Raw genomic sequence first — 23,267 nt, 5'->3', positions numbered from 1 at the left:
GGTGTGGAAGCTGTCGGCCACCACGGCCAACTCGGTCACCGGTCTCTGCAGCAGGAACACGCGGAACAGGCCCGGTGCGCTCAGCACGGCCAGGCCGTCCAGCGTGTGGTTCCAGAAGTCGTGGTCCTGCGCCACGGCCTCAAACGGCTCGACCAGGGCCTGGACGGCATCGGCCGCGTGTTGCTGTCGCAGCGATGTCTCCATCGCCTTCACCAGATGGCGGAACCGGATTGGGTCTTGCTGGTTGTCTGGATGGCGTCGATGGGTCGGCTGGTAGAGCGACAGGCAGGGCCGCCCCTGGAACGACGCGAGTTCGGCCAGGCTGGCGGGGGTGAGTGTGTCGGGTGTGGTCTTCATGTTGCTTCCTCTTGTGATGCCTCTGGCCCGGCGGGCGGGGACGGGTTCGACTCCGCATGGACTGGTTACACCGGTAGCACACTGGCAATCTCTGCAGCGACATCGGCATGCCACATGGTTCTTGACCAGGCCCGCAACCAGCAGTCGTCCAGGGCAAGCGTACAGTCTGACCGGCTTGAGTGACCTCGTCTGTGCGGCAGCGCACGGTGCAGCAGGCACGGATCGCGACAATCAGAACGGATGATTCCCACGCACGCGACCCTCCCGCCCCGTACGCCGAGAAGCCGGTGCACGGACACGGCGCACGGGTCCCACCGACCATGAATCCAGGCGGTCTGGCGTATGAGGAAGAGATGTTGGGCCGGACGCAGGTCGAGCGCGCAGGGGAACGCGTGGTGCGGCCGTTCCAGCTGTTCGCACAACGGCAGGCCTCCGGCGGCTTGGTGCTGCTGGGCTGCGCCATCGTGGCGCTCGCCTGGGCCTGGGTGTCGGACATAGCGGGGAGTCATGTGGGCTTCCCGTCGCCGCCGAGCGCTTCGCGCACATTCGCCAGGCGGCTCTCAAACCGCTCCCGATCGTGCGGCGACTCGATGGTGCGGTCGGCCAATTCGGCGATCCATTGCGCTTCTTCACACAGCGCGCGTCGCCGGCTCGGGTTGGTCGTGAGACTGCCGATGGTTTGCAGCGCGCCGAGCATCCGCAGCATCACGCCGAGATTGCCCCCGGCGCTGCCTCGGATTTGATCGAATGATTCGCCCACCAGGCCGGCAAAGGTCGGCCCGATGGTGATCAATCTCAGTTCCCCTTCCTCATAGCGATGCGACGAAGGGATGTTTCGAGAAGCCAGCCGCGCCAGAATCGCCGTCAGATAATCCACGCACATCACAGCCGTCGTGGTGTCGTTGATGCCGGGCGAGAGGGCGCGCAACGCCATGTCCACGATCTGGCGGATGCCAAAGGCGGCATCCTCTTCCACCGTGCGAAGGCGGTGGATGCTGTAGGCCGCCTGCAACGCGGCGATGAGTTCCGGTTCCGGCGGAGCCTCTAGCGCCAGCGAGGCGAGCGTGGTGTTTTGAACCACAAACTCGCCGATGCCGTGTTCCATCCGCACGATGGTCTGATGCTCCCGTGCCAGGCGCAGGAGCGCCGCGTTATCCACGCTTTGGATGTAGCCATTTACCCGGGCCGGGACGGCCTGCCAGTTCCGTTCCGGCAACGGGAGAGGTGACTGATCCTCATCGTCGTCCACCGGCGTTTCGCCAAATTTCTGCGGGAAAAGCCAGTCAATGGCCACCAGGGTTTTTTCGGCCACCGAGGCAATGATGCTCGATGCCTGGATCGAAGCGGCGATGTGATGAATGAAGAAGATGAGCGCGCCGATGCCGCTGATCGCCAGCACGACGCCAAAAGTCACGGCCAGGCTCGGAATGGATCCCGCCGCGTCCGTGCCGCGAATGGTGCGCAGCACGATCAGACAATAAATGAAAACGCCGGCGAAAATGCCGAGCACAACTTGCGTGACGCGGTCGCGCATGAAGTTCCGCAGGATGCGGGAGGTGTATTGGCTGGAGGCCAGCGCCAGCGTCACCAACAACATCGAAAACGTGACGCCCAACACGGTCATCATCGAGCCGGCGATCGTGGACAACACCCCGCGTGCGCCCGACGCGCTGGAGCCAAACAGAAGCGGCCAGCGGGACATCCACTGTTGACCGCCGGCGGTGTCCACTTGAATCAAGGCCACCGCGACCGCAAGGCTGCCCGCCACGATCAGCGAGGGCAAGAACCAAAAGCTGCCCAGCAGGTTGCTCCAGAACTGTTTGAGCTTGTTCATAAATTAACATTCACCTTTGTTGGCCAGTTAAAGTGCGAAGTTTCTCACCCACCGGTTGGTTGCAACGAACCATCGGCTTTCGCCCGGACCTCCGCCAGCGCCGCGCAAAAACAGACGCCGAACACGCAGACGCAGCTTGAGAGATAAATCCACAGCAGAAACGCCATGATGCCGCCCAAGGCGCCGTAGAGGGCGTTGAAGCTCGTGAAGTGGATCCCGTAAAGCAGAAACAGCCATTCGCCAATCGAGATCAAGAGCGTCGCGGCCAGCGCGCCGAGCCAGACTTCGGAAAATCGGGTGGCCCGGCTGGGGGCCAGCCGGTAAATCATGATCAGCCCGTAGAACAAAACCAGCCACGGAATGAGCTGGAAAATCATGGTGAACATCCAACCGGGAAATCCGAGCCGGGTGGTGAGCCATTCCCGGAACATCCGTGCCATCCCGGGCAGCAAAATGCCGATCAACACGGCGCTCACCGTGATGCCGAGCAGGGCAAGGCTTTTCAACGGCAACTTCCACCAATTGTAAGTCGGCGAATGCCAGAGGCGGTTCGTGGTCCGGATCAACATGCCCAGCAATTGCAGCGCGCTCCACAGCAATAATGGAATCGCCGCCAGACTGATCTGGCCGCGGGCCGCCAGCATGCCGCCAATGGCCGTCACGGCGGAGTGTTCCTGTTCACCGGTCAGCGGTATGTAATGATTGACCCACTGCACGACCGCCTGCGTCGCCACGTCGCGCTCGACGAACAGCGAACAGCGAACCGGCGGTCACCAGCAGGATGACCAGAGGCAGGAATGACAGCAGCAGGTAATAGGCAAAGGCGGCGGCGCCCTCGTTGCCATCCGCTTCCACCCAGCGTGCGTAAGCGCGGCAGAGAACCCGCCACGCGGTTGACTGCTTAACGCTGAGCAATCGCTTTCGCATCGGTTCGACCTTATTTGTCCAGCCGCCAGCTCTCATCGAGCCGTTTGTGAAAGTGTGTCTTCGACTTGAAGAAACACGTTCACCTTCGTCCGGCGTTCGCTGAGTTTGAACTCTTCTCCAGGCGACACTTGGAAGTCTTGAAAATTGATTTTCATATTGTTCCTTTCGGTCAGCAAAGCCGCTGTAAAGATTCCGGACTATTTTTTGGTTTCTACGTCGGCAGTCTCTAGCAGCCTGTCGGACTTGACCGATCGTAGCGAGGGAATGGCAGTTTTTGGGCTCTTTTGAGGCGAATAGTGGTTCTATTTAACGAAAAAATAGTACAAAGAATAACCAAAATCGGCGTTTCCGCAGTAGATCAGTGCTAACCCCGACAGGCTGCTAGCTCGCGATCCTCCGATTCCTGGACAGCCCGAACGCCCTCACGCCCCAGTTCCTCGTAAAGTTTATGCACTCGCTCGACGAGCTGCGGCGATAAATCCAGTGCTTCCAGAGCACAAGAAGCGCGCGGATCGAGCACGCTATTTCTTGAGCAGGTTTTCCTGGGTTTCCGGCAGGTTGCCTTTGGATTGTTGTTCCCGCATCTCTACAGTTTCATTTGACAAGTTGCCTTCACTGGGCGTCGTATCGCTATTCTCGTCTGCTGCGGGAGCCCGCCCAGCGTCGTTTTCGGATTCACGCCTAACTTGTGTGGAATTCGTCATCTGGACAACGGGAACGCCCTTGGGGAAAATCACTTCGCGCGCGGAATCCGGAAGTTCGATGCCGGCCTTGAGTAGCGCGTTCTTGGTCTGGCGCAGCAAGGCCGAATTGATTTTGTTAGGCGAGTAAGTGTTGCTATCGAACCAGTAATAGACGCGCAAATCCACCGTTGCCGGGCCCAACTCCTCCACTAGAACTAGCGGCTCTGGCGTATCGAGGACGGCAGGATGCTCCTGCAACACTTTTGCGATTAGGGTCTGCGTCTTGGCGGCCGAGGAATCGTAACCGATGCCGACCGTGAACTCGGCGCGGCGGCTCGGAATGCTGCTGTAATTCTTGATGATGCTCTTGTAGACGGTAGAATTGGGGATCTGCACCTGATTGCCGTCAAGCGTGAGCAGAACGGTGCTGCGGAAATTCAGGTTCTGCACCACACCTGTGTGCCCGGCGACATCGATCAGGTCGTCGCTGTGGAAGGGGTTGCGCATGCTTAGCAGGATGCTCGCCAGAAAATTCTCGGTAATGTCGCGCAGTCCGAAGCCGATGATAACGCCGATCAGCCCGGTGCCGCCAAGCACCGTGAGGGCCAGCCGCGTCAACCCTGAAAATTGCAGCACGAAATAGATGCCTAGCAGGAAGACTGGAACTGCAAATGCCCGCGCCACAACCGACAGCAGCAGCGGTGACTCGATGCGGCCTGCGAATATCAGCCGAACCGCCAGCGCTACCAGCCTGGCGGTCAGCCATGTGGCCAGGATGACGAGGCCGGCGAGCGCCACCAGCGGCCAGACCCTGAGCATCTGCCGGTAGAAACTTGTGAATTCTTCGCCTGCGCGCTCAAAGGTAGAGCCGACATCGGCACCGGACTCGATCCGGTTGACGACGGCGACTGTACCTTGCATGTTTTCGGCGAGAGTTCCGGCCCAGGCCCGATGTTCCTGAGTACCAGTCGTGCCGTCGAGAAATACGACCCCGTCATGCACTGAGACGTGCGCTACATCGAACCATCCGGTCGATTTCAGGATGCGTTGCAAGCGGCTCGCAATCTTTGCATCGCTTGCTTCGGGAACGACAGTCACGGGCTGCCGCGGCGCAGCCGGGGTGACATCTTGCGCCAAGGTAGGCGCCGTACAGGCGAACAGCAGTATGACGAATCCTGCGGCGCGCAGCATCCACAGCAGCATCGTGGGCAATTCAATTCCGGGTCGTTGGCTTCCTGGCATTCGTATTTGCTCCTGTGAGCGGCGATTGTCCAATCCGCCTCATCACCGATAGTCCGGTTTTGCACATACCACCTTGCAGGGCGACCACCGTCCTAGCATAGGTTCAACACGCGCCGACGCAAACCGCGGTTTGTGGCTTCGCCCGAGTCGAGGAGGTGATAGATGTTTAGTTCATTCTTTTAAATGGCATTAAGCTCCAAGTCATCACAAATGTCTCCATCTCCGCGCGCCAACGCTGAAGTCTTAATTGTAAGCCTGAAAAGGCCCAATATTGTGACTGGTCGATATTTAACCAATAAGGCGGCCCGTACAGTACATCGAGTGACCACCTTATTCACGCTGCAATAAGATCAAAATAAGGCGTTAGTTATCGTATCGAGGGTCAACCGCTGATCGGGAGTGGTTAATATTCGACCAGTTTCGACAGGCCGTCATTTCCACTTGCTGCGGGAGTACATGATGGAGCACGCGGAGGCGATGGCGATTCTGGGGGCGACGGACTGAGCAGAATTTCGCCCCACAACGCCCTGGGAAACTGAAAACCTGAAAAGCTGGAAAACTGACGCCGCTCGGGAGCGGCCTGGGGGCCAGAATTTCAGGTTTTCGCCCGCCCCGGGGTAAGCAGAAGAGTCGGTGGGGTGCATCACAATGTCCACTCTAATTGCAACTCTGAACGACCTACATCGGTCGAAATTTGCCGGTCGGACAGAGCCTGTAAGGTCAAGTCTTGGCTGCCGCACCTGAAGTCACGCCAAGGACTGCGCATTCAGAACGCCGTCACGATGCAAGGAATCTGTCCTGAAATGCCTTGCGCCCTTCGTCGTAGGGGAGTGGGTTCGTTGCATGTGGCACCGGCTTCTGACGATTACCGATAAGATAATTGATCCGATCGGTACAATTGCCGGAGGGGTGCAGCAAGCCATTTATGATCCGCTTACTGGGAATGATGCTTCTTTCAACTCCTGCACTTCGGTAAAGAGGATATGTGTCATGTTGAAGGGTCTTGTTTGGGGCTCATTCTGTCTGTCGGCCATGGCGGCCGCCAATAGCACCAGTACCCGGCCACCGGTGGAGCTGAATGTCACCTCCGGTCTGGATCCGGTATGCTTCTATGAAGACCGGCGTTATTCGAGGGGGTCTGTGATTGAAATGGGCAAGCAGTTGTTTGTCTGTGAGCGGGAGCAATCTTTCGAGCAGAATGGGCGCCTGAGCTGGCACCCGTTCCCATTGGAGTCAAATGACAAGCGCTGACCAGCTCTTGCCTCCAGATAGCCGCCGGCTCGGCTGTCTGCTAACGTTGTCATACTCGTTATCATCAGGAGCCCATCATGGACTTTATTCGCATCATCATCGCTATCTTGTTGCCGCCGCTGGGCGTGTTTCTGCAAGTAGGTATCGGCAAGCATTTCTGGATCAACATTCTGCTGACCTTGTTGGGTTATATTCCCGGGATCGTCCATGCGGTGTGGGTCATCGCCAAAAAATGAGCGTGTTGATAAACGTAGCAGGCGCCGCAGCATGAGCGCTGCCGATGGCCAGGCGGGCAAGCATTCGGCCACCATGAGGCGGCTGGATCGCTTCGCCTGGTTGCTGGACAGCGCCATCCGCTTGCCCGGCGGCTTCAGAATAGGGCTGGACGGCATCATAGGCTTGGTACCCGGCCTGGGCGATCTGGCCGCCGCCGGCTTATCGTCTTATATCATTCTGGAAGCCGCGCGCATGAAGCTGCCAGCCCGAGTGCTGGCCCGCATGGGGTTGAATGTGTTGCTGGAGCTGGTGATTGGTATCATCCCCATCTTCGGCGATCTGTTCGATTTTGCCTTCAAGGCCAACCGACGCAACGTTCGCCTGATGACGGATTATCTTCGGCATAAGAATGGCTAACGAGTTGGTTTTTTGGTGCGGACTGTTGCCTGCACAAGTCGACCCTTTGGTCTCCAGTACATGGAGACGGGATTAAGCCAAAGTGGTGATAAGAGCAGTGTGAAGAGTTTACTTAAGCCTGTTTCTTTACCGGTTCGGCGTCCAGATCCAGGATGACATCGCCCTGTGGCCGACAGCAGCAGGGCAGGATGTCGCCGGCGGTCACGAAGGCCAGCGGGGTTTGCTGGTAGCTGACCGAGCCCTCGAGCAGGGTCGTTCGGCAAGAGCCGCAGTAACCACTGCGGCACTGATATTCCACCGCATGACCGGTGCGCTCCAGCCCTTCGAGCAGGGTTTCTCCTGCCCGAAGTTCAAAATTCAGCGCTCGGGTGCAGACGCGGCTCACAGCTCGAAGTCACCGAGGTCGTCGTGGCTGACATGAGAGTCAATCTGACCGACCAGGTACGAGCTGACTTCTACTTCTTGCGGGGCCACCTGCACGTTGTCGGACGACAGCCAGGCGTTGATCCAGGGAATCGGGTTCTGCTTGGCACCGTCAAATGCCGGGGACAGGCCCACCGCCTGCATGCGCAGGTTGGTGATGTATTCCACGTACTGGCACAGAATGTCCTTGTTCAGGCCGATCATGGAGCCGTCCTTGAACAGGTATTGGGCCCATTCCTTTTCCTGAATCGCCGCATCACGGAACAGCTCGAAGCACTGCTGCTCGCACTCTTTGGCTATTTGCGCCATCTCCGGATCGTCATCACCGCTGCGCAGAATATTGAGCATATGCTGGGTACCGGTCAGGTGCAGGGCTTCGTCGCGGGCGATCAGCTTGATGATTTTGGCGTTGCCTTCCATCAGCTCGCGCTCGGCGAAGGCGAAGGAGCAGGCGAAGCTGACGTAGAAGCGAATGGCTTCCAGCGCATTCACGCTCATCAGGCACAGGTAGAGTTTTTTCTTCAGCTCATAACGGCTGATGCTGACCGGCTGACCTTTGAGCTCGTGCTCACCTTCACCAAACAGATGGTAGAGGTTGGTGTATTCGATAAGCTGGTCGTAGTAGCCGGCAATGTCACCGGCCCGCTTGAGGATCTGCTCGTTGGCCACGATATCGTCGAACACGGTTGCCGGGTTATTGACGATGTTGCGGATGATGTGGGTGTAGGAACGCGAGTGAATGGTCTCGGAAAAGGCCCAGGTTTCAATCCAGGTTTCCAGCTCGGGAATTGACACCAGCGGTAACAGGGCGACGTTGGGGCTGCGCCCCTGAATGGAGTCGAGCAGGGTCTGATACTTCAGGTTGCTGATGAAAATATGCTTTTCATGATCCGGCAGGGCCTGGTAGTCGATGCGATCCTGAGACACATCCACTTCTTCCGGACGCCAGAAGAAAGACAGCTGCTTCTCGATCAGTTTTTCGAAGATATCGTATTTTTGCAGATCATAACGGGCCACGTTCACCGGATTACCGAGGAACATGGGCTCTTTCATATGGTCGTTCTGAATTTGACTGAAAGTGGTATAAGACATTTCTATTATTCCGCGCATAAGGGTAGGGGATTGACCCCTGGTACCAAGTCAGCTGAGGTGACACTGTGCTGATAGCGTTGTTGCTAAATCCGAGTAAATCGGCCAAAGGGCCAACTCCACCGACACGCCATGAGGACATGACACTCGATGTTTCAACCCACTGCGAACATTCACTGGATGTTCGGTTGGGTTGAAACGCCTCGTCACGGCGAGCAAGCTCGCCCCCTGGGTGCTCGGACATGCCATCCCTGGCATGTCACGGTCGGTAGAGTCGTTCCCTTATCCTCTTTAAGGAATCGGAGTTGTCTGCCTGCTGACTGGTGATCCTCTTAACCAATCAGAGCGGGCGTTACCCCGCCATCATCATTTAAATTTTGCAGGCGCCGCCGGCACAGCCGTCATCTTCCTGCATATCGTTCTGGGCGTCTGCGGCACCGTCACGGGTGTTATGGTAATACAGGGTCTTGAGGCCGAATTTATAGGCGGTGAGCAAGTCTTTCAACAGCTGCTTCATCGGCACCCGGCCACCCTCGAAGCGGGCAGGATCGTAGTTGGTGTTGGCGGAAATGGCCTGATCCACAAACTTCTGCATTACGCCCACCAGCTGCAGGTAACCGTCGTTGGACGGCATCTGCCACAGCAGCTCGTACTGGTTCTTCAGCTCGGCGTATTCCGGTACCACCTGCTTGAGGATACCGTCTTTGGATGCCTTGACCGACACCAGACCACGGGGCGGCTCTATGCCGTTGGTGGCGTTGGAAATCTGGCTGGAGGTCTCTGACGGCATCAGCGCGGTCAGGGTGCTGTTACGCAGACCAACGGTCTTGATTTCTTCGCGCAGGCTTTCCCAGTCCAGGTGCAGCGGCTCCTGGCAGAGCTTGTCCAGATCCTTTTTATAGGTATCGATCGGCAGAACGCCCTGGGAATAGGTGGTCTCGTTAAAGGCCGGGCAGGGGCCGAATTCTTTCGCCAGCTTGACCGAGGCCTTCAGCAGGTAGTACTGAATGGCTTCGAAGGTCTTGTGGGTCAGACCGAGGGCGCTGCCGTCGGAATATCTGACGCCGTTTTTGGCCAGGTAATAGGCGTAGTTGATGACGCCAATGCCCAGAGTACGACGGTTCATGGAGCCTTTCTGGGCTGCCAGCAGCGGGTAGTCCTGGTAGTCGAGCAGGGCGTCCAGCGCACGTACCGCCAGTTCGGCCAGCTCTTCCAGTTCACTCAGGTCGCTGATGGCGCCCAGGTTGAAGGCCGACAGGGTACACAGCGCAATTTCGCCGTTCTCGTCGTTGATGTCCATCATCGGCTTGGTGGGCAGGGCGATTTCCAGACACAGGTTGCTCTGGCGCACCGGCGCCACCGCCGGGTCGAAGGGGCTGTGGGTGTTGCAGTGATCCACGTTCTGAATGTAGATACGGCCGGTGCCGGCACGTTCCTGCATCATCAGCGAGAACAGCTCCAGCGCCTTGAGGGTGCGTTTGCGGATGCTGCTGTCCTGCTCGTACTTGACGTACAACTCTTCAAACTTTGCCTGATCTTCGAAGAAGGCGTCATACAGGCCGGGCACGTCAGAGGGCGAGAACAGGGTGATGTCGCCACCCTGGATCAGGCGCTGATACATCAAGCGGTTGATCTGCACGCCGTAGTCCATGTGACGAACGCGGTTTTCTTCCACTCCGCGGTTGTTCTTCAGTACCAGCAGTGATTCCACTTCCAGGTGCCACATGGGGTAGAACAGGGTAGCGGCACCACCACGTACACCGCCCTGAGAGCAGCATTTAACCGCGGTCTGGAAGTGTTTGTAGAAGGGGATACAGCCAGTGTGGAAAGCCTCACCGCCACGGATGGGGCTGCCCAGGGCACGGATGCGACCGGCGTTGATGCCGATACCGGCACGCTGGGACACATAGCGCACGATGGCGCCGGAGGTGGCATTGATTGAGTCCAGGCTGTCGCCGCACTCGATCAGTACACAGGAGCTGAACTGGCGGGTCGGGGTACGCACGCCGGACATGATGGGCGTGGGCAAAGACACCTTGAACTGGGACACCGCATCATAGAAGCGGGTAACAAAGCTCAGCCGGGTATCTTTCGGATACTTGGAGAACAGACAGGCGGCCACCAGCATATAGAGGAACTGGGGACTTTCGTAAATCTCGCCAGTCACCCGGTTTTGCACCAGGTATTTTCCTTCGAGCTGCTTGACCGCTGCATAGGAAAAGGTCAGGTCTCGGTCGTGATCCAAGTGCGCGTCCAGGGCGTCGAGTTCGTCGCGGCTGTAATCGGCCAGAATGTGCTGGTCGTACTTGCCCATCTCGGTGAGGCGAGCAATATGATCATAAAAACGGGGCGGCTCGAACTGGCCATAGGCCTTCTTGCGCAGATGGAACACGGCGAGGCGGGCGGCCAGATACTGATAATCCGGGGTTTGCTCGGAAATCAGATCGGCGGCGGCCTTGATGATGGTCTCGTGAATATCTTCGGTGCGGATACCATCGTAGAACTGGATGTGTGACCGCAGCTCCACCTGGGAGACGGAGACATTGTCCAGCCCTTCGGCGGCCCAGGTGATCACACGATGGATCTTGTCCAGATCGAGGTGCTCCTTGGCGCCAGAACGTTTAGTAACCAGCAGATGTTTATTCATGAAACGGACCTTCTCCCAGTGGTGTTGCGTCTACTTCGGCAAAAACATCCCGTGTCATCAGTACCCTACATAGTGTGGTTGATGGCCGGAAGAAGCACAACATCTAGTTGTCTTATGTGATAGTGGGCACAATATAGTGGGTTAGCTCACAATTCTCAAGCCGGCGGAAGCCGGTAAAGCTTGTGGATAATCTGTGATCTTGCGGCAAAGGTTTGTACTTACTAACGTCTATCCCTTTGGGAGTCTGGCGCTGGCAAAAGTCTGGTTATTTTATGGCCGGCAGGAAACATTTTTAAAAATATTTGGCTTGCAAAAAAGGGGTATTGGAGATCCCGCCGGATCTTTCATCGCTTGGCGTCGAATGTGTCTTTCAGCCAGTCGGCCAACGCGAAAACCGTGCCGTGTTGATGATCCGCCTGCCAGCTGTTCGGGTCTTCGCCGGCGGAGATATATCCCCAGGTCGCCGCCACAGTAGTCATGCCGGCGGCCCGCCCCGCATCGATATCGCGTCTGTGGTCGCCGATGTAGACACAGCGTTCCGGCTGCACCGACAGTTGTTCGGCGGCAAACAGCAGGGGTGCCGGGTGGGGTTTTTTCTGGGGCAGGGTATCGGCGCTGACGGTCACGCCGCAGTGGCGAAACAGCGCCAGCCCGGCCAGCAGCGGATCGGTGAGGGCGGCGGGCTTGTTGGTCACCACGCCCCAGGGAATATGGCTCAGGTTCAGCCAGTCAAGCAGTGCCGGTACGCCGTCATAGGGGCGGGTATGGTGGCAGAGGTTGTCACCATAAAAGAGCAGCATCTGCCGACGCAGCTGCTCCAGCCCGTGATGCTCGATCAATTCCGGGTGAATACCGGCTTTGAGCAGGGCATAGGAGCCGTCCGAGGTGGTGCATTGCAACACCGCCTCGGTCAGGGCCGGCAAGCCCAGGCTCTCTATCACATGGTTGGCGGCGGCCCCCATGTCGCCGGCCGTGTCCAGCAGGGTTCCATCCAGATCGAACAGCACCGCTTGAAAGGTCATGGCTTACTCCGGTTTGATGGCATGCACCATGTAGTTGACGTCCGCATCCCGGCTGAGCTTGAAGTTGCCGGATAGCGGCTGATAGACAACGCCGCTGATGTCCCTGACCACCAGACCTGCCTGCTCGATGTAGCGGCACAGCTCGGCGGGGGTGATGAACTTGCGGTGATCGTGGGTTCCCTTGGGCACCATTTTGAACAGGTGCTCGGCCGCGGCGATCATCATCAGCCAGGCTTTGGGATTGCGGTTGATGGTGGAAAACACCAGGGTGGCGCCGGGTTTGGCGAGGTCGGCACAGGCCTGCACCACGGAGCCGGGCTCGGGCACGTGTTCCAGCATCTCCATGCAGGTGACCACATCAAACTGGCCCGCGTGTTCGGCGGCCACTTGTTCGGCGGTGCTCTGGCGGTAGCTGACGCTCACGCCCATTTCCAGTGCGTGCAGCCGGGCCACGGCCAGTGGCTCCTGCCCCATGTCGACACCGGTCACCTCGGCGCCTTCCCGGGCCATGCTTTCGCTGAGAATACCGCCGCCACAGCCAATATCGATGATCTGTTTGCCGAACAGACCCTCGGCCTTGTCGGCAATCCAGTTCAGGCGCAGCGGGTTAAGCCGGTGCAGAGGCTTGAAGTTGCCTTCCAGATCCCACCACTGGGAGGCCATGGCCTCGAATTTGTCGATTTCCTGTTGGTCTACATTCACGGGCAACGCCTTAAACGATGGTCAGATTAATGTGCAGAGCGGCCATTATAGCCCAGTCGGTTTTCGCTGCCAGCATGACTGCTCCCTGCACGCATTTGTATGGTAGAATGATGCGTTTTTTATTGCGATATCAACAATAAACTGGGGACAAGGCTTTCTATGACCGATCTGGCCCGAGAAATCATGCCGATAAACATCGAGGAAGAGCTGAAACGCTCTTACCTGGATTACGCCATGAGCGTGATCGTGGGGCGGGCGCTTCCCGATGTTCGAGATGGTTTGAAACCGGTACATCGCCGCGTGCTGTTCGCCATGAACGAGCTCGGCAACGACTGGAACAAGCCCTACAAGAAATCGGCCCGTGTGGTAGGTGATGTAATAGGTAAATATCACCCGCACGGCGACAGTGCCGTATACGACACCATAGTGCGTATGGCACAGGATTTTTCCATGCGTTATACCCTGGTCGACGGCCAGGGCAACTTCGGCTCGGTGGACGGTGATTCCGCCGCCGCCATGCGTTATACCGAAGTGCGCATGGACAAGATCGCCCACGAACTGCTGGCCGACCTGGATAAGGAAACCGTCGACTGGGTGCCCAACTACGATGGCACCGAGATGATACCGGCGGTCATGCCGACCAAGGTACCAAACCTGCTGGTAAACGGTTCTTCCGGTATTGCCGTGGGCATGGCCACCAATATTCCGCCGCATAACCTGAATGAGGTGGTGGACGGCTGTCTGGCGCTGATTGAAGATGAACACATCACCATCGATCAGCTGATCGAGCTGATCCCGGGGCCGGACTTTCCTACCGGCGGCATCATCAATGGCAAATCCGGCATCATCGATGCGTACCGTACCGGTCGCGGCAAGATTTATGTGCGTGCCCTGGCCGAAGTGCAGACCGACGAGAAGACCGGTCGCGAAACCATTATCGTGTCCGAGCTGCCGTATCAGGTGAACAAGGCGCGGCTCATCGAGAAAATCGCCGAGCTGGTCAAGGAAAAACGCATCGAGGGCATCAGTGCCTTGCGCGATGAGTCCGACAAGGACGGCATGCGCATCGTGATTGAAGTGCGCCGAGGCGAAGTGGGTGAGGTTATTCTTAATAACCTCTATTCACAGACCCAGATGCAGAACGTGTTCGGCATCAACATGGTGGCGCTGGATAACAATCAGCCGCGCATCTTCAACCTGAAGGACATGCTGAGCTGCTTTATTCAGCACCGTCGTGAGGTGGTGACCCGCCGTACCGTGTTTGAACTGCGCAAGGCGCGGGACCGGGCCCACATCCTGGAAGGTCTGGCGATTGCCCTGGCCAATATCGATCCTATCATCGAGCTTATTCGCCGTTCGCCGACCCCGGCCGAAGCCAAGGCTGGACTGGTCGGTCAGGGTTGGGAATTGGGTAACGTGGCCAGCATGCTGGAGAGCGCCGGTGACGATGCCGCCCGTCCCGAGTGGCTAGAGCCCGAATTCGGCATTCGCGAGGGTGTTTATTACCTGACCGAGCAACAGGCCCAGGCCATTCTGGACCTGCGCCTGCACCGCCTGACCGGTCTCGAGCACGAGAAAATTCTCGAGGAATATCAGAACCTGCTCACCCTGATTGCCGAGCTGCTGTATATCCTGAATAACCCCGAGCGCTTGATGGAAGTGATCCGGGAAGAACTGGAAGCGGTCAAGGTACAGTTCGGCGACGCCCGTCGTACCGAGATCACCGCCTCCAGCGCCGAGATCAACATCGAAGACCTGATCACTCAGGAAGACGTGGTGGTGACCCTGTCCCATCAGGGCTACGTGAAATATCAGCCGCTGACCGATTATGAAGCCCAGCGTCGCGGTGGCCGTGGCAAGTCGGCGACCAAGATGAAGCAGGAAGACTTCGTCGAACGTCTGCTGGTGGCCAATACCCACGACACCATTCTGTGCTTCTCGACCGCCGGCAAGGTGTACTGGCTCAAGGTCTATCAGTTGCCGGAGGCCAGTCGTGCCGCCCGCGGCCGACCCATTGTCAACCTGTTGCCGCTGAGTGAAGCAGAGCGTATTACCGCCATCCTGCCGGTTCAGGAATATAGCGACGATAAATACGTCTTCTTCGCCACCGCCGACGGCACCGTGAAGAAAACCAGCCTGTCGGCCTTCAGCCGTCCGCTGGCGTCCGGCATTCGCGCCATCAACCTGCGCGAAGGCGATGAGTTGATCGGTGTCGATATCACCGACGGCAGCAACGAGATCATGCTGTTCTCCGATGCGGGCAAGGTAGTGCGTTTCGCCGAAGGTAGCGGCCATGCCGACGTGGAAAGCCACGACGAGCAGGACGAAACTGGTATAGATACCGGTATAGAAGAAGGCGAAGGGTCAGAAACCGAAGCCGCAGAAAGCAAGGGCACCTTCAAGGGCGTACGTCCCATGGGTCGTACCGCCTCCGGTGTGCGAGGCATTCGCCTGGCGGGGGATGACAAGGTAGTGTCACTGATCATTCCGCGCGGTGAAGGTCCCATTCTGACAGTGACTGCCAATGGTTATGGCAAGCGTACCTCACTGGAAGAATACCCGACCAAGAGTCGTGGCACTCTGGGTGTGGTCTCGATCAAGGTCAGCGATCGTAACGGCCCGGTAGTCGGCGCCATTCAGGTGGATGACAGCAACGAGATCATGCTGATCACCAACGGCGGTATTCTGGTGCGCACCCGGGTGCTGGAAGTGAGCCTGATCAGCCGTAACACCGCCGGCGTGCGTTTGATCCGTACCGGAGAAGACGAGCAGGTGGTGGGTCTACAACGTATCGAAGAGCCCGAAGAAGACGACGAGCTGATTGACGGTGAGGGCGAGCATGACATCGATACCCTGGCTGACGAGCAGAACGACGCCCAATCTGACGCTCAAGCCGACGTTGACGGGGACGACGAGCAACAAGACCCGGACAGTGAAGTGTAAATAACGTGTGTTGATAACAAGGGGCCCCAGCGGCCCCTTTTGTTCAACTGCGATTCAATATACAAAATCACTTTGACTTGGCCGTCTGGACGTGTAAAAACGATGTAGTCGTGGTGATAATACAGGGTGCCGGCGTCATGCGGCCGTTTTATCGATTATTTAGCGTATAGGTAACTCAGGGAAAATGGAGAAGATGGTTTATAACTTCAGCGCGGGTCCGGCCATGTTGCCGGTTGAGGTCATGCAGCAGGCTCAGGCCGAGTTTCGCGATTTTAATGGTCTGGGTGTGTCGGTGATGGAACTCAGTCACCGCGGCGCGGACTATATGGCGGTCGCGGCCCAGGCCGAGCAGGACCTGCGTGACTTGATGCAGGTGCCGGATAATTACAAGGTGCTGTTTCTGCAGGGCGGCGGTCGCGGTCAGTTTGCCGCCGTGGCGCTGAACCTGATGGGACAGAATGCCAAAGCCGATTACATAGTAACTGGTCAGTGGTCCAAATCTGCCGTGGCGGAAGCAGAAAAAGTGGGCAAGGTACGGGTGCTGGACGGCTTTGAAGCCACCGACAACGGCCCTCGTGCGCTGGCTGAGCGCTGGGATCTCGACCCGACCGCCGCCTACGTACACTATTGCCCGAATGAAACCGTTGAAGGCATCGAATATCACTTCGTGCCCGAAACCGGTGAGGTGCCGCTGATCGCGGACATGTCTTCCACCATTCTGTCTCGCCCCATCGATGTCAGCAAATTCGGTCTCATCTATGCCGGTGCCCAGAAAAACATCGGCCCGTCCGGTCTGGCTGTGGTGATAGTGCGCGAAGACCTGCTCAAGCAGGCTTGTCCGCATACCCCGGCCATCATGGACTACGCGGCCATGGCCAAGGCCGACTCCATGCTCAATACCCCGCCGACCTACGGCTGGTATCTGGCCGGGCTGGTGTTCCAGTGGCTGAAGCGCCAGGGCGGTCTGGAAGCCATGGGTGAGCGCAACAAGGCCAAGGCCGAGCTGCTGTACAACTACGTGGATACCAGCGATTTTTACAGCAACAATGTGCACCCAGAAACCCGTTCCTGGATGAACATTCCGTTCCAGTTGAAAGACGACAGCCTGAACGAGGCCTTCCTCAAGGAAGCCAAGGCTGAAGGGTTGCTGGCGCTGAAGGGCCACCGCATCGTGGGTGGCATGCGTGCCAGCCTGTATAACGCCATGCCCATCGAAGGGGTACAGGCGCTGGTGGCTTTCATGGACAAGTTCGCCAAACAGCACGGTTGAACACAGCTGTAAGCCATAAGCTTTAAGCATGCTACCTGATCACAAGTTCTTGTTGGCTTGGATACAGTAGTCAATCGGACAAAGGGCTCACTCCGCCGACACGCCGTAAACCCTCCCTGGGGGCTATCTGTTTCATCCCTGAAACAGAAGGTCGGCGGAGCAGACACCCTTTGCCCTCCTTCTGCAGCGGAGTCGTCTGGCGGCACCACCAACGGACAACTCCTCATCATGGAAGAGGCAGCAGGGATTGCCTCAGCCGACCGTCACATGACAGGGATGTCATGTGCTGAGCGTCACATGGATGTGCTTGAAGCGTGTCGGGGGAGGCAACTCTGTTGCCTCTTGCTACCGTCTCCGGTTAGCTCGAAGTTCACGCTATTGTCGTCGCGCTTGATAGAGAAGAATTCAAAGGAGTCACTGTGAGTATTGATTATCTGGCCCTGGCCAATGCCGGGGTAGAGAAGTTACACCCTTATCAGCCGGGTAAGCCGGTGGAAGAGCTGGAGCGTGAGCTCGGCATCAGTAACAGCGTCAAGCTGGCGTCCAACGAAAACCCCATGGGATTGGGACCCAAGGCCAAAGCCGCCATCGAGCAGGCACTGCCGGAGCTGGCGCGTTACCCGGACGCCAACGGCTTTGCCCTGAAGTCGGCGCTGGCCGCCAAGCTGGGGGTCAATACCGACCAGCTGATCCTGGGTAACGGCTCCAACGAGTTGATTGACCTGGTGTATCACACCTTCGTTTCGTCCGGTCAGCAGGTGGTGTTTTCCCAGTACACATTTATCGTGTATGCCATGGCCACTCAGGCCCATGGTGCCAAGGCGGTAGAGGTGCCGGCCAAGGACTTCGGTCATGATCTGGACGCCATGGCGGCGGCCATTACCGAGCAGACCAAGCTGGTGTGTATTACCAACCCCAATAATCCGACCGGCACCTTCTTGACCAGAGCCGAGCTGGAAGCTTTTCTGGCCAAGGTGCCGGAGCAGGTACTGGTGGTGTTGGACGAGGCCTATACCGAGTATGTGGATGAAGATGAGCGACATCCGTCCATCGACTGGTTGGCGCAATACCCCAACCTTATCGTGTCTCGTACCTTCTCCAAGGCCTATGGTCTGGCGGGTCTGCGTGTCGGTTACATGGTGGCTAACCCGGAGCTGATTGGCGTACTGAATCGGGTGCGGGAGCCCTTCAACTGCAACAGCCTGGCGCTGGCGGCGGCGGAAGCGGCCCTGGGTGACGAGGCTTACCTGTCCGAGGCGGTTGATTTGAACCGGCGCGAGATGGCCCGTTACGAAGCCTTCTTCCAGCAGCAAGGCCTGCGTTATGTGCCTTCTCGCGGTAACTTCATCACCCTGGACTTGCAGCGTGATGCGGCGCCCGTGTTCGAGGCACTGTTGCGCGAAGGGGTTATAGTACGGCCTATCGCCGGTTATGGCCTGCCGACCTGCCTGCGCATCAGCATCGGGCTGGAGCAGGAAAACCAGCGCTGCATGGACGCGCTGGCAAAGGTCCTGGGCTAAAAAATCGGCCAGCCGCAAGCGGGGAGTAATCCCCTCTCTTGTCGGGCCGAATTTATTCGGGAGATCTCATTATCGGCTGTGGGATCTCCCCGTGAAAACTGGGCCAGAAAAGGCGATAACAGGCCTGACTTCTCACCCCTTACGCTTCGGACTTCACCAAGAGGCAGTAGTAAGCTTGCCCTGATGCATCAGCCCTGTTAACGTCTAGTCAGCCTCAGTTTTTGTTTACCCCGTATCTCCAGGAATCATATGGAAAGCCTTAAATTATCTCCTATTGCCCGGGTGGAGGGCACCGTGAATCTGCCCGGCTCCAAGTCAGTGTCCAACCGGGCGCTACTGCTTGCCGCTCAGGCTCAGGGCACGACTCGCCTGACCAATCTGCTCGACAGTGACGACATCCGTTACATGCTGGATGCGCTCAAGACCCTGGGTGTACAGTATGAGCTGTCGGAAGACAAAACCGAGTGTGTGGTGCACGGCCTGGGCCGCGCTTTCAGTGCCAATGAGCCGGTGTCACTGTTTCTGGGGAATGCCGGTACCGCCATGCGACCGTTGTGCGCGGCACTCTGCCTGGGCACGGGTGAATTTACCCTGACCGGCGAGCCACGCATGTGGGAACGGCCCATCGGTCATCTGGTGGAGGCCCTGCGAGAAGCCGGGGCGGATATCAGCTACCTCAAGACCGACGGTTATCCCCCGGTGTTTATCAATGGCAAAGGCCTGTGGGGCGGCGATGTTTATATCGACGGCTCCGTGTCCAGCCAGTTTCTGACCGCTTTTTTGATGGCTGCGCCCATGGCGTCTGGTGATACCCGCATCCATATCAAGGGCGAGCTGGTATCCAAGCCCTATATCGACATTACGCTGCACATCATGCATCAATTCGGCGTCGAGCTTGAGCATGACAATTACCAGACCTTCTATGTCAAAGGTAATCAGACCTATGTGTCGCCGGGCGACTTTCTGGTGGAAGGCGATGCGTCATCCGCCTCTTACTTTCTGGCGGCCGGCGCCATCAAGGGCAAGGTGCGGGTGACCGGTATCGGTCGCGACAGCATTCAGGGCGATATTCGTTTTGCCGAGGTGCTGGAAGCCATGGGTGCCAAAATTACCTGGGGTGACGATTTTATCGAAGCCGAGCATGTGGGGCCTCTGCAGGCGGTGGACATGGACATGAACCATATTCCCGATGCGGCCATGACCATCGCGACTACGGCGCTGTTTGCCAAGGGCACGACCCGCATTCGCAATATCTATAACTGGCGGGTGAAGGAAACCGACCGGCTTTACGCCATGGCGACCGAACTGGCCAAGCTGGGCGTCGAGGTGGAAGAAGGGGAAGACTATCTGGTGGTGACACCGGCGGCTCAGTTGCAGGAGGCCGAGATTGCCACCTATAACGATCATCGTATCGCCATGTGTTTCTCGCTGGTGGCTCTGAGTGATACGCCTGTGGTGATCCTGGATCCCAAGTGTACTTCCAAGACCTTTCCCGATTACTTCGACAAGCTGGCCAGTATCAGTCTGAGCGAGTAACATCAAGAAGGCCCGCCAAGTGCGGGCCTTTTATCTTTTTAGTGGTGCTTCATTTTTTCCAGGGTTTCCCGGGCCTTGATATCGGCGGCGTCCAGCTCGGCGAGCACCTTTTCTATGTCTTCCTGCTGCTGCCGCAGGCTGGCACGTTTTTCTGCAATCATGGCGACCATGGAGTGCAGCTGGGGGCGGGAACGGTGCTCGGCATCGTAGAGCTCGAACAGCTCCCGCATTTCTGCCAGGCTGAAACCCAGTCGTTTACCGCGAATGGTGAGTGCCAGCCTTATCCTGTCCTTGTGGCTGTATATGCGCGAGTTGCCTTTGCGTCTTGGGGTCAGTAGCCCCAGTTCTTCATAGTGGCGCAGGGTACGGGGCGTAATATCGAACTCGTCGGCCAATTCAGAAATATTATAGGTCACTTCCTTATTGGGCATGACGATGACTCCTTGCTTTACTATTAACGGGGGATGACAGATAAGGGGCAGACCTTACACTCATATGCGGGGGCTGTGAAGCCTGACTTTTGACTCGTGGTGGAGATTACGCCAAGATGGATGTTTGTGACGACAGTGGAGGCGGTGTGTTTATTTTCAAGGTGCAAGATGTACGGGGCGGGCAGGCTGAAATTCGTATCCAGGCACTCGACTGGAGTGAGCAGGGCGAGGTCGGGTTTAGCTGCAACAGCGATTCGCTTGCGGTGTTGCTGTTATCAGGCTGTCGTTCCGGCAAGGGCTTTTTCGAGTTGTTGGCGGGTACCAAGCCGATGTATGTAGAGCAATGGCTGGAATATCTGCAGGAGGAGGGGAGCCTTAGCCAGGTTGATGTGAGTATTCACAGTCCGCTCGAATCCGGGTATGCCGAACTCTGCGGGCTGGACTCGGAACAAGTCAAAACACTGCTGGACCTGGTTTATCAGGTAGGTGGTTTCAATCGTCTGCAGATCATGCGTTATCTTAAACACCGCCACAGCCCGGCGACCATGTCGACGCGCTACAACCCGGACGAGCTCAAGCGTTATCGTCATCTGGGCGAGCTCATCAATCAACTGATCCGATTTAAATCGCCTGCACCTTGAAGGTGCTGAAATCACCGGGTTTTGCCACCAGATAGCCCTGGATACCATCGATATGCATGGACTCCACTACCTGTTTTTGTTCTACCGTTTCTACCCCTTCGGCAATAACATGGCAGCCCATGCGTTGCGCCAGGTCGACGACCATGCGCACAAACTGCTGGCTGGTGCTGTCTGCTTCCAGCTGTCTTACCAGCTGACCGTCTAGTTTGATATAGTCGGGTTTCACCTCTCTCAACAGGCGAAAAGAGCCATAGCCATGGCCGAACCGGCTGACCGCCGAGCGGGCGCCACATCGACGGATCATGTCCAGCAATCGTTTACCGGTTACCCGTTGGTGTTGCAGCACCTGCTCGTCCAGCTCGAACACCAGGCTGGCGGTTACCTCTCTGTTGCGCAACAATACCCGCTCCAGCCAGATTAAAAACGAATTCTGCTGCAGGCTGGCGGGCGTGAGGTTGATAGCCCAGCGCTGGCCGGGTAGTGCCTTGCGTTCGATCTGCTGCAGAATCATCTCGATGATCTTCTGCTCAAACAGCATCGACATGTTAAGCCGCTGCAGCATGGCAAATACGGTGGCGGCCGGGTAGGTGCCGCCGTTTTCATTAGGAAAACGGGCGAAGATTTCGTTATAGCCGGATATGCTCTGTTTGCGGATTTGGGCGGGCTGTACCTGCAACAGAATCTTGTCTTCGGCCAGCATGCTTTGCAGCCGTTGACGCCACTGGCTTTCACCCATATCTTCATCATCGTGCTTCAGCACCACACTCCAGGCATTGGGCTCGCTGCCCTGGGAGTGGGCCAGCGCCAGGTCGGCTCTGATCAATACCTGTTCCGAGAGTTGACCCGGCAGCAGTTGGGTGAAGCCGATATAGGCGGCACAATCCAGTTCGTGTATATGCTGATAATGATACAGCTCCTGGTTCAATTGAATGCCGAGGCGCTCGGCCAGCGGTTCACATTGTCCTTTGACCAGTACGGCGATATCGGTACCACTGATACGGTAGGCTCTGGCACCCAGTTCAGGCAGAATGGCTTTACGCACCAGTCTGACGATATCCTGCAGGTATTGATCACCCGCCTGAAATCCGCGTTGAGTATTAATAATCTGCAAGGTGCTGGCGCGGACTATCATCAGGGTGGCGGTGGCCAGTTTGTTTTCATCGTTCAGCATCAGATCGAGATCACGACGAAAGGCATAGCGGTTGCCTAGGTTGGTCAGGCTGTCCTGATAGCTTTGCTGTTGTGCGACACCCAGTTGTTGCTGCAGGTCTTCTATCTGGCTGCTGTAACTCTGATGCAGGCCGATGATTCCCTGTTCGACCGGATCACTGCCACCGAGATGACTCAGGTCGGGATCGAGCAGCAGAGACTTGAAATAGTGTTTCTTCGTTTCCTCATCTTTCCGTCTGCGTTGATGCAGTGCGGTAAAGATAAGCAGGGAGGTCAACGTCAGGGGGACAGACAGCAGCAGCCATTGCATCGTTGCCTGCTTGGTATCGAGCCGATAAAACACAGTGGTCTGGCCAATTACCCGTTGATGATTGGCGGCCATCTGACCAAACCACCAGGCAGGGTTACTGGCAGCCAAAGGTTGTTCTGTGGACATTTCGGACACGCCGGGCAAGAGGGAACCAGGGTTGTGATCGGTGACAAGGTGCGTCAGACGCGCATCGATCTGCTGTTCCTGATATTGCAGGGCACGATAGCTGGCCCACCAGGGTAGCAGGGCGCTTAACAAGATAATAATAAAGCCTGACAGTAGCAGAGCCTGACCAAAGGGACGAGTTTCCCGCATAGTCATTATCCTTATGAAAACGGGGCATCAGGGTAGATATGGGAACAGCTTGAAGAGCCGATGCTCAGGGATGTATCATGAGCCAGCATCATTGAAATGACAAGTAAAATGGCTCCCCCTGCTGGACTTGAACCAGCGACATACGGATTAACAGTCCGGCGTTCTACCAACTGAACTAAGGGGGAACAACTTTTAACTCTATTACCTGGAAATTGGCTCCCCCTGCTGGACTTGAACCAGCGACATACGGATTAACAGTCCGGCGTTCTACCAACTGAACTAAGGGGGAACAACTTTTAACTCTTTACCTGAAAATTGGCT

19 protein-coding genes and 2 tRNA genes are annotated in these 23,267 nt (G+C 57.3%); 8 read left to right on the top strand and 13 right to left on the bottom strand.

The annotated features are described in order from the left end of the window. The 4 genes from UN63_RS14205 to UN63_RS14190 form a co-directional block, all read right to left on the bottom strand. A partial coding sequence (locus UN63_RS14205; protein ID WP_219821181.1) for a hypothetical protein occupies positions 1-357 on the bottom strand: 357 nt, incomplete at its 3' end. Between the two features lie 505 nt (positions 358-862). Continuing rightward, complete coding sequence (locus tag UN63_RS14200) at positions 863-2,191, bottom strand: DUF2254 domain-containing protein (RefSeq protein ID WP_104487705.1); 1,329 nt, start codon at positions 2,189-2,191, stop codon at positions 863-865. Positions 2,192-2,235: 44 nt separating this feature from the next. Then, on the bottom strand, positions 2,236-2,925 hold the full coding sequence (locus tag UN63_RS14195) for a YihY/virulence factor BrkB family protein (protein ID WP_181068257.1): 690 nt from the start codon (positions 2,923-2,925) through the stop codon (positions 2,236-2,238). Between the two features lie 714 nt (positions 2,926-3,639). Continuing rightward, positions 3,640-5,043, bottom strand: coding sequence for a mechanosensitive ion channel family protein (locus tag UN63_RS14190; RefSeq protein WP_104487701.1), 1,404 nt, complete (start codon positions 5,041-5,043; stop codon positions 3,640-3,642). Between the two features lie 990 nt (positions 5,044-6,033). Here UN63_RS14190 and UN63_RS14185 point away from each other — a divergent pair. The 3 genes from UN63_RS14185 to UN63_RS14175 all read left to right on the top strand — a co-directional run bounded on the left by UN63_RS14185 (position 6,034) and on the right by UN63_RS14175 (position 6,927). Then, complete coding sequence (locus tag UN63_RS14185; protein WP_104487699.1) at positions 6,034-6,294, top strand: DUF1496 domain-containing protein; 261 nt, start codon at positions 6,034-6,036, stop codon at positions 6,292-6,294. Positions 6,295-6,371: 77 nt separating this feature from the next. Further along, positions 6,372-6,530 (top strand): YqaE/Pmp3 family membrane protein, encoded by a 159-nt coding sequence (locus UN63_RS14180; RefSeq protein WP_104487697.1) that lies wholly within the window; start codon positions 6,372-6,374, stop codon positions 6,528-6,530. Positions 6,531-6,561: 31 nt separating this feature from the next. Further along, on the top strand, positions 6,562-6,927 hold the full coding sequence (locus UN63_RS14175) for a DUF4112 domain-containing protein (RefSeq protein WP_229793594.1): 366 nt from the start codon (positions 6,562-6,564) through the stop codon (positions 6,925-6,927). A gap of 112 nt (positions 6,928-7,039) precedes the next feature. Here UN63_RS14175 and yfaE read toward each other — a convergent pair whose 3' ends face one another. The 5 genes from yfaE to ubiG all read right to left on the bottom strand — a co-directional run bounded on the left by yfaE (position 7,040) and on the right by ubiG (position 12,810). Continuing rightward, positions 7,040-7,312 carry a class I ribonucleotide reductase maintenance protein YfaE gene (gene yfaE / locus UN63_RS14170; RefSeq protein ID WP_104487694.1) on the bottom strand — a complete coding sequence of 91 codons (273 nt, stop codon included), beginning with the start codon at positions 7,310-7,312 and terminating at the stop codon, positions 7,040-7,042. Further along, entirely contained in the window at positions 7,309-8,442 is a 1,134-nt protein-coding gene (gene nrdB / locus UN63_RS14165) for a class Ia ribonucleoside-diphosphate reductase subunit beta (RefSeq protein WP_104487692.1), read from the bottom strand. Before nrdB ends, yfaE begins: the two co-directional genes overlap by 4 nt. A 367-nt stretch (positions 8,443-8,809) precedes the next feature. Next, complete coding sequence (nrdA, locus tag UN63_RS14160) at positions 8,810-11,086, bottom strand: class 1a ribonucleoside-diphosphate reductase subunit alpha (protein WP_104487690.1); 2,277 nt, start codon at positions 11,084-11,086, stop codon at positions 8,810-8,812. A gap of 344 nt (positions 11,087-11,430) precedes the next feature. Then, positions 11,431-12,108 (bottom strand): HAD family hydrolase, encoded by a 678-nt coding sequence (locus UN63_RS14155; RefSeq protein WP_104487687.1) that lies wholly within the window; start codon positions 12,106-12,108, stop codon positions 11,431-11,433. 3 nt (positions 12,109-12,111) lie between these two features. Further along, on the bottom strand, positions 12,112-12,810 hold the full coding sequence (gene ubiG / locus UN63_RS14150; RefSeq protein WP_104487686.1) for a bifunctional 2-polyprenyl-6-hydroxyphenol methylase/3-demethylubiquinol 3-O-methyltransferase UbiG: 699 nt from the start codon (positions 12,808-12,810) through the stop codon (positions 12,112-12,114). Between the two features lie 159 nt (positions 12,811-12,969). Here ubiG and gyrA point away from each other — a divergent pair, with 159 nt between their 5' ends. From gyrA to aroA, 4 genes are all read left to right on the top strand, one after another. Continuing rightward, positions 12,970-15,753 (top strand): DNA topoisomerase (ATP-hydrolyzing) subunit A, encoded by a 2,784-nt coding sequence (gyrA, locus tag UN63_RS14145; RefSeq protein WP_104487684.1) that lies wholly within the window; start codon positions 12,970-12,972, stop codon positions 15,751-15,753. Between the two features lie 184 nt (positions 15,754-15,937). Continuing rightward, positions 15,938-17,023 (top strand): 3-phosphoserine/phosphohydroxythreonine transaminase, encoded by a 1,086-nt coding sequence (gene serC / locus UN63_RS14140; RefSeq protein WP_104487682.1) that lies wholly within the window; start codon positions 15,938-15,940, stop codon positions 17,021-17,023. Between the two features lie 419 nt (positions 17,024-17,442). After that, the gene (gene hisC, locus UN63_RS14135) at positions 17,443-18,543 is read left to right on the top strand and encodes a histidinol-phosphate transaminase (protein ID WP_219821180.1); all 1,101 of its coding nucleotides are present in this window, start codon (positions 17,443-17,445) and stop codon (positions 18,541-18,543) included. A gap of 249 nt (positions 18,544-18,792) precedes the next feature. Next, positions 18,793-20,079 carry a 3-phosphoshikimate 1-carboxyvinyltransferase gene (gene aroA / locus UN63_RS14130; protein ID WP_104487679.1) on the top strand — a complete coding sequence of 429 codons (1,287 nt, stop codon included), beginning with the start codon at positions 18,793-18,795 and terminating at the stop codon, positions 20,077-20,079. Between the two features lie 38 nt (positions 20,080-20,117). Here aroA and UN63_RS14125 read toward each other — a convergent pair whose 3' ends face one another. Continuing rightward, positions 20,118-20,510 carry a MerR family transcriptional regulator gene (locus UN63_RS14125; protein ID WP_104487676.1) on the bottom strand — a complete coding sequence of 131 codons (393 nt, stop codon included), beginning with the start codon at positions 20,508-20,510 and terminating at the stop codon, positions 20,118-20,120. A gap of 146 nt (positions 20,511-20,656) precedes the next feature. On the opposite strand from UN63_RS14125, the gene UN63_RS14120 reads away from it, so the two are divergent. Next, positions 20,657-21,151: a hypothetical protein gene (locus UN63_RS14120; protein WP_104487707.1), complete on the top strand. Its 495-nt coding sequence runs from the start codon at positions 20,657-20,659 to the stop codon at positions 21,149-21,151. On the opposite strand, the gene UN63_RS14115 is transcribed toward UN63_RS14120, so the two are convergent. The 3 genes from UN63_RS14115 to UN63_RS14105 all read right to left on the bottom strand — a co-directional run bounded on the left by UN63_RS14115 (position 21,132) and on the right by UN63_RS14105 (position 23,235). Then, complete coding sequence (locus UN63_RS14115) at positions 21,132-22,946, bottom strand: EAL domain-containing protein (protein ID WP_104487674.1); 1,815 nt, start codon at positions 22,944-22,946, stop codon at positions 21,132-21,134. The two genes, UN63_RS14120 and UN63_RS14115, sit on opposite strands and share 20 nt — an antisense overlap. A gap of 109 nt (positions 22,947-23,055) precedes the next feature. After that, positions 23,056-23,131, bottom strand: a tRNA-Asn gene (locus UN63_RS14110). Between the two features lie 28 nt (positions 23,132-23,159). After that, positions 23,160-23,235, bottom strand: a tRNA-Asn gene (locus tag UN63_RS14105). Positions 23,236-23,267: the final 32 nt, after the last annotated feature.

Origin of the sequence: Oceanisphaera arctica, from assembly GCF_002936955.1 — a bacterium.
GTDB classification, from domain to species: domain Bacteria; phylum Pseudomonadota; class Gammaproteobacteria; order Enterobacterales; family Aeromonadaceae; genus Oceanimonas; species Oceanimonas arctica.
Note: the sequence above shows the minus strand (reverse complement) of the source record. Positions and strands in the feature narration are given on the sequence as shown.

Coding starts and splice junctions, on each gene's coding strand:
- UN63_RS14180 (WP_104487697.1), top strand. CDS start 6,372: ATGGACTTTATTCGCATCATCATCGCTATCTTGTTGCCGCCGCTGGGC.
- UN63_RS14200 (WP_104487705.1), bottom strand. CDS start 2,191: ATGAACAAGCTCAAACAGTTCTGGAGCAACCTGCTGGGCAGCTTTTGG.
- aroA (WP_104487679.1), top strand. CDS start 18,793: ATGGAAAGCCTTAAATTATCTCCTATTGCCCGGGTGGAGGGCACCGTG.
- UN63_RS14115 (WP_104487674.1), bottom strand. CDS start 22,946: ATGCGGGAAACTCGTCCCTTTGGTCAGGCTCTGCTACTGTCAGGCTTT.
- nrdB (WP_104487692.1), bottom strand. CDS start 8,442: ATGTCTTATACCACTTTCAGTCAAATTCAGAACGACCATATGAAAGAG.
- UN63_RS14190 (WP_104487701.1), bottom strand. CDS start 5,043: ATGCCAGGAAGCCAACGACCCGGAATTGAATTGCCCACGATGCTGCTG.
- UN63_RS14155 (WP_104487687.1), bottom strand. CDS start 12,108: ATGACCTTTCAAGCGGTGCTGTTCGATCTGGATGGAACCCTGCTGGAC.
- UN63_RS14185 (WP_104487699.1), top strand. CDS start 6,034: ATGTTGAAGGGTCTTGTTTGGGGCTCATTCTGTCTGTCGGCCATGGCG.
- UN63_RS14125 (WP_104487676.1), bottom strand. CDS start 20,510: ATGCCCAATAAGGAAGTGACCTATAATATTTCTGAATTGGCCGACGAG.
- gyrA (WP_104487684.1), top strand. CDS start 12,970: ATGACCGATCTGGCCCGAGAAATCATGCCGATAAACATCGAGGAAGAG.
- nrdA (WP_104487690.1), bottom strand. CDS start 11,086: ATGAATAAACATCTGCTGGTTACTAAACGTTCTGGCGCCAAGGAGCAC.
- serC (WP_104487682.1), top strand. CDS start 15,938: ATGGAGAAGATGGTTTATAACTTCAGCGCGGGTCCGGCCATGTTGCCG.
- UN63_RS14175 (WP_229793594.1), top strand. CDS start 6,562: ATGAGCGCTGCCGATGGCCAGGCGGGCAAGCATTCGGCCACCATGAGG.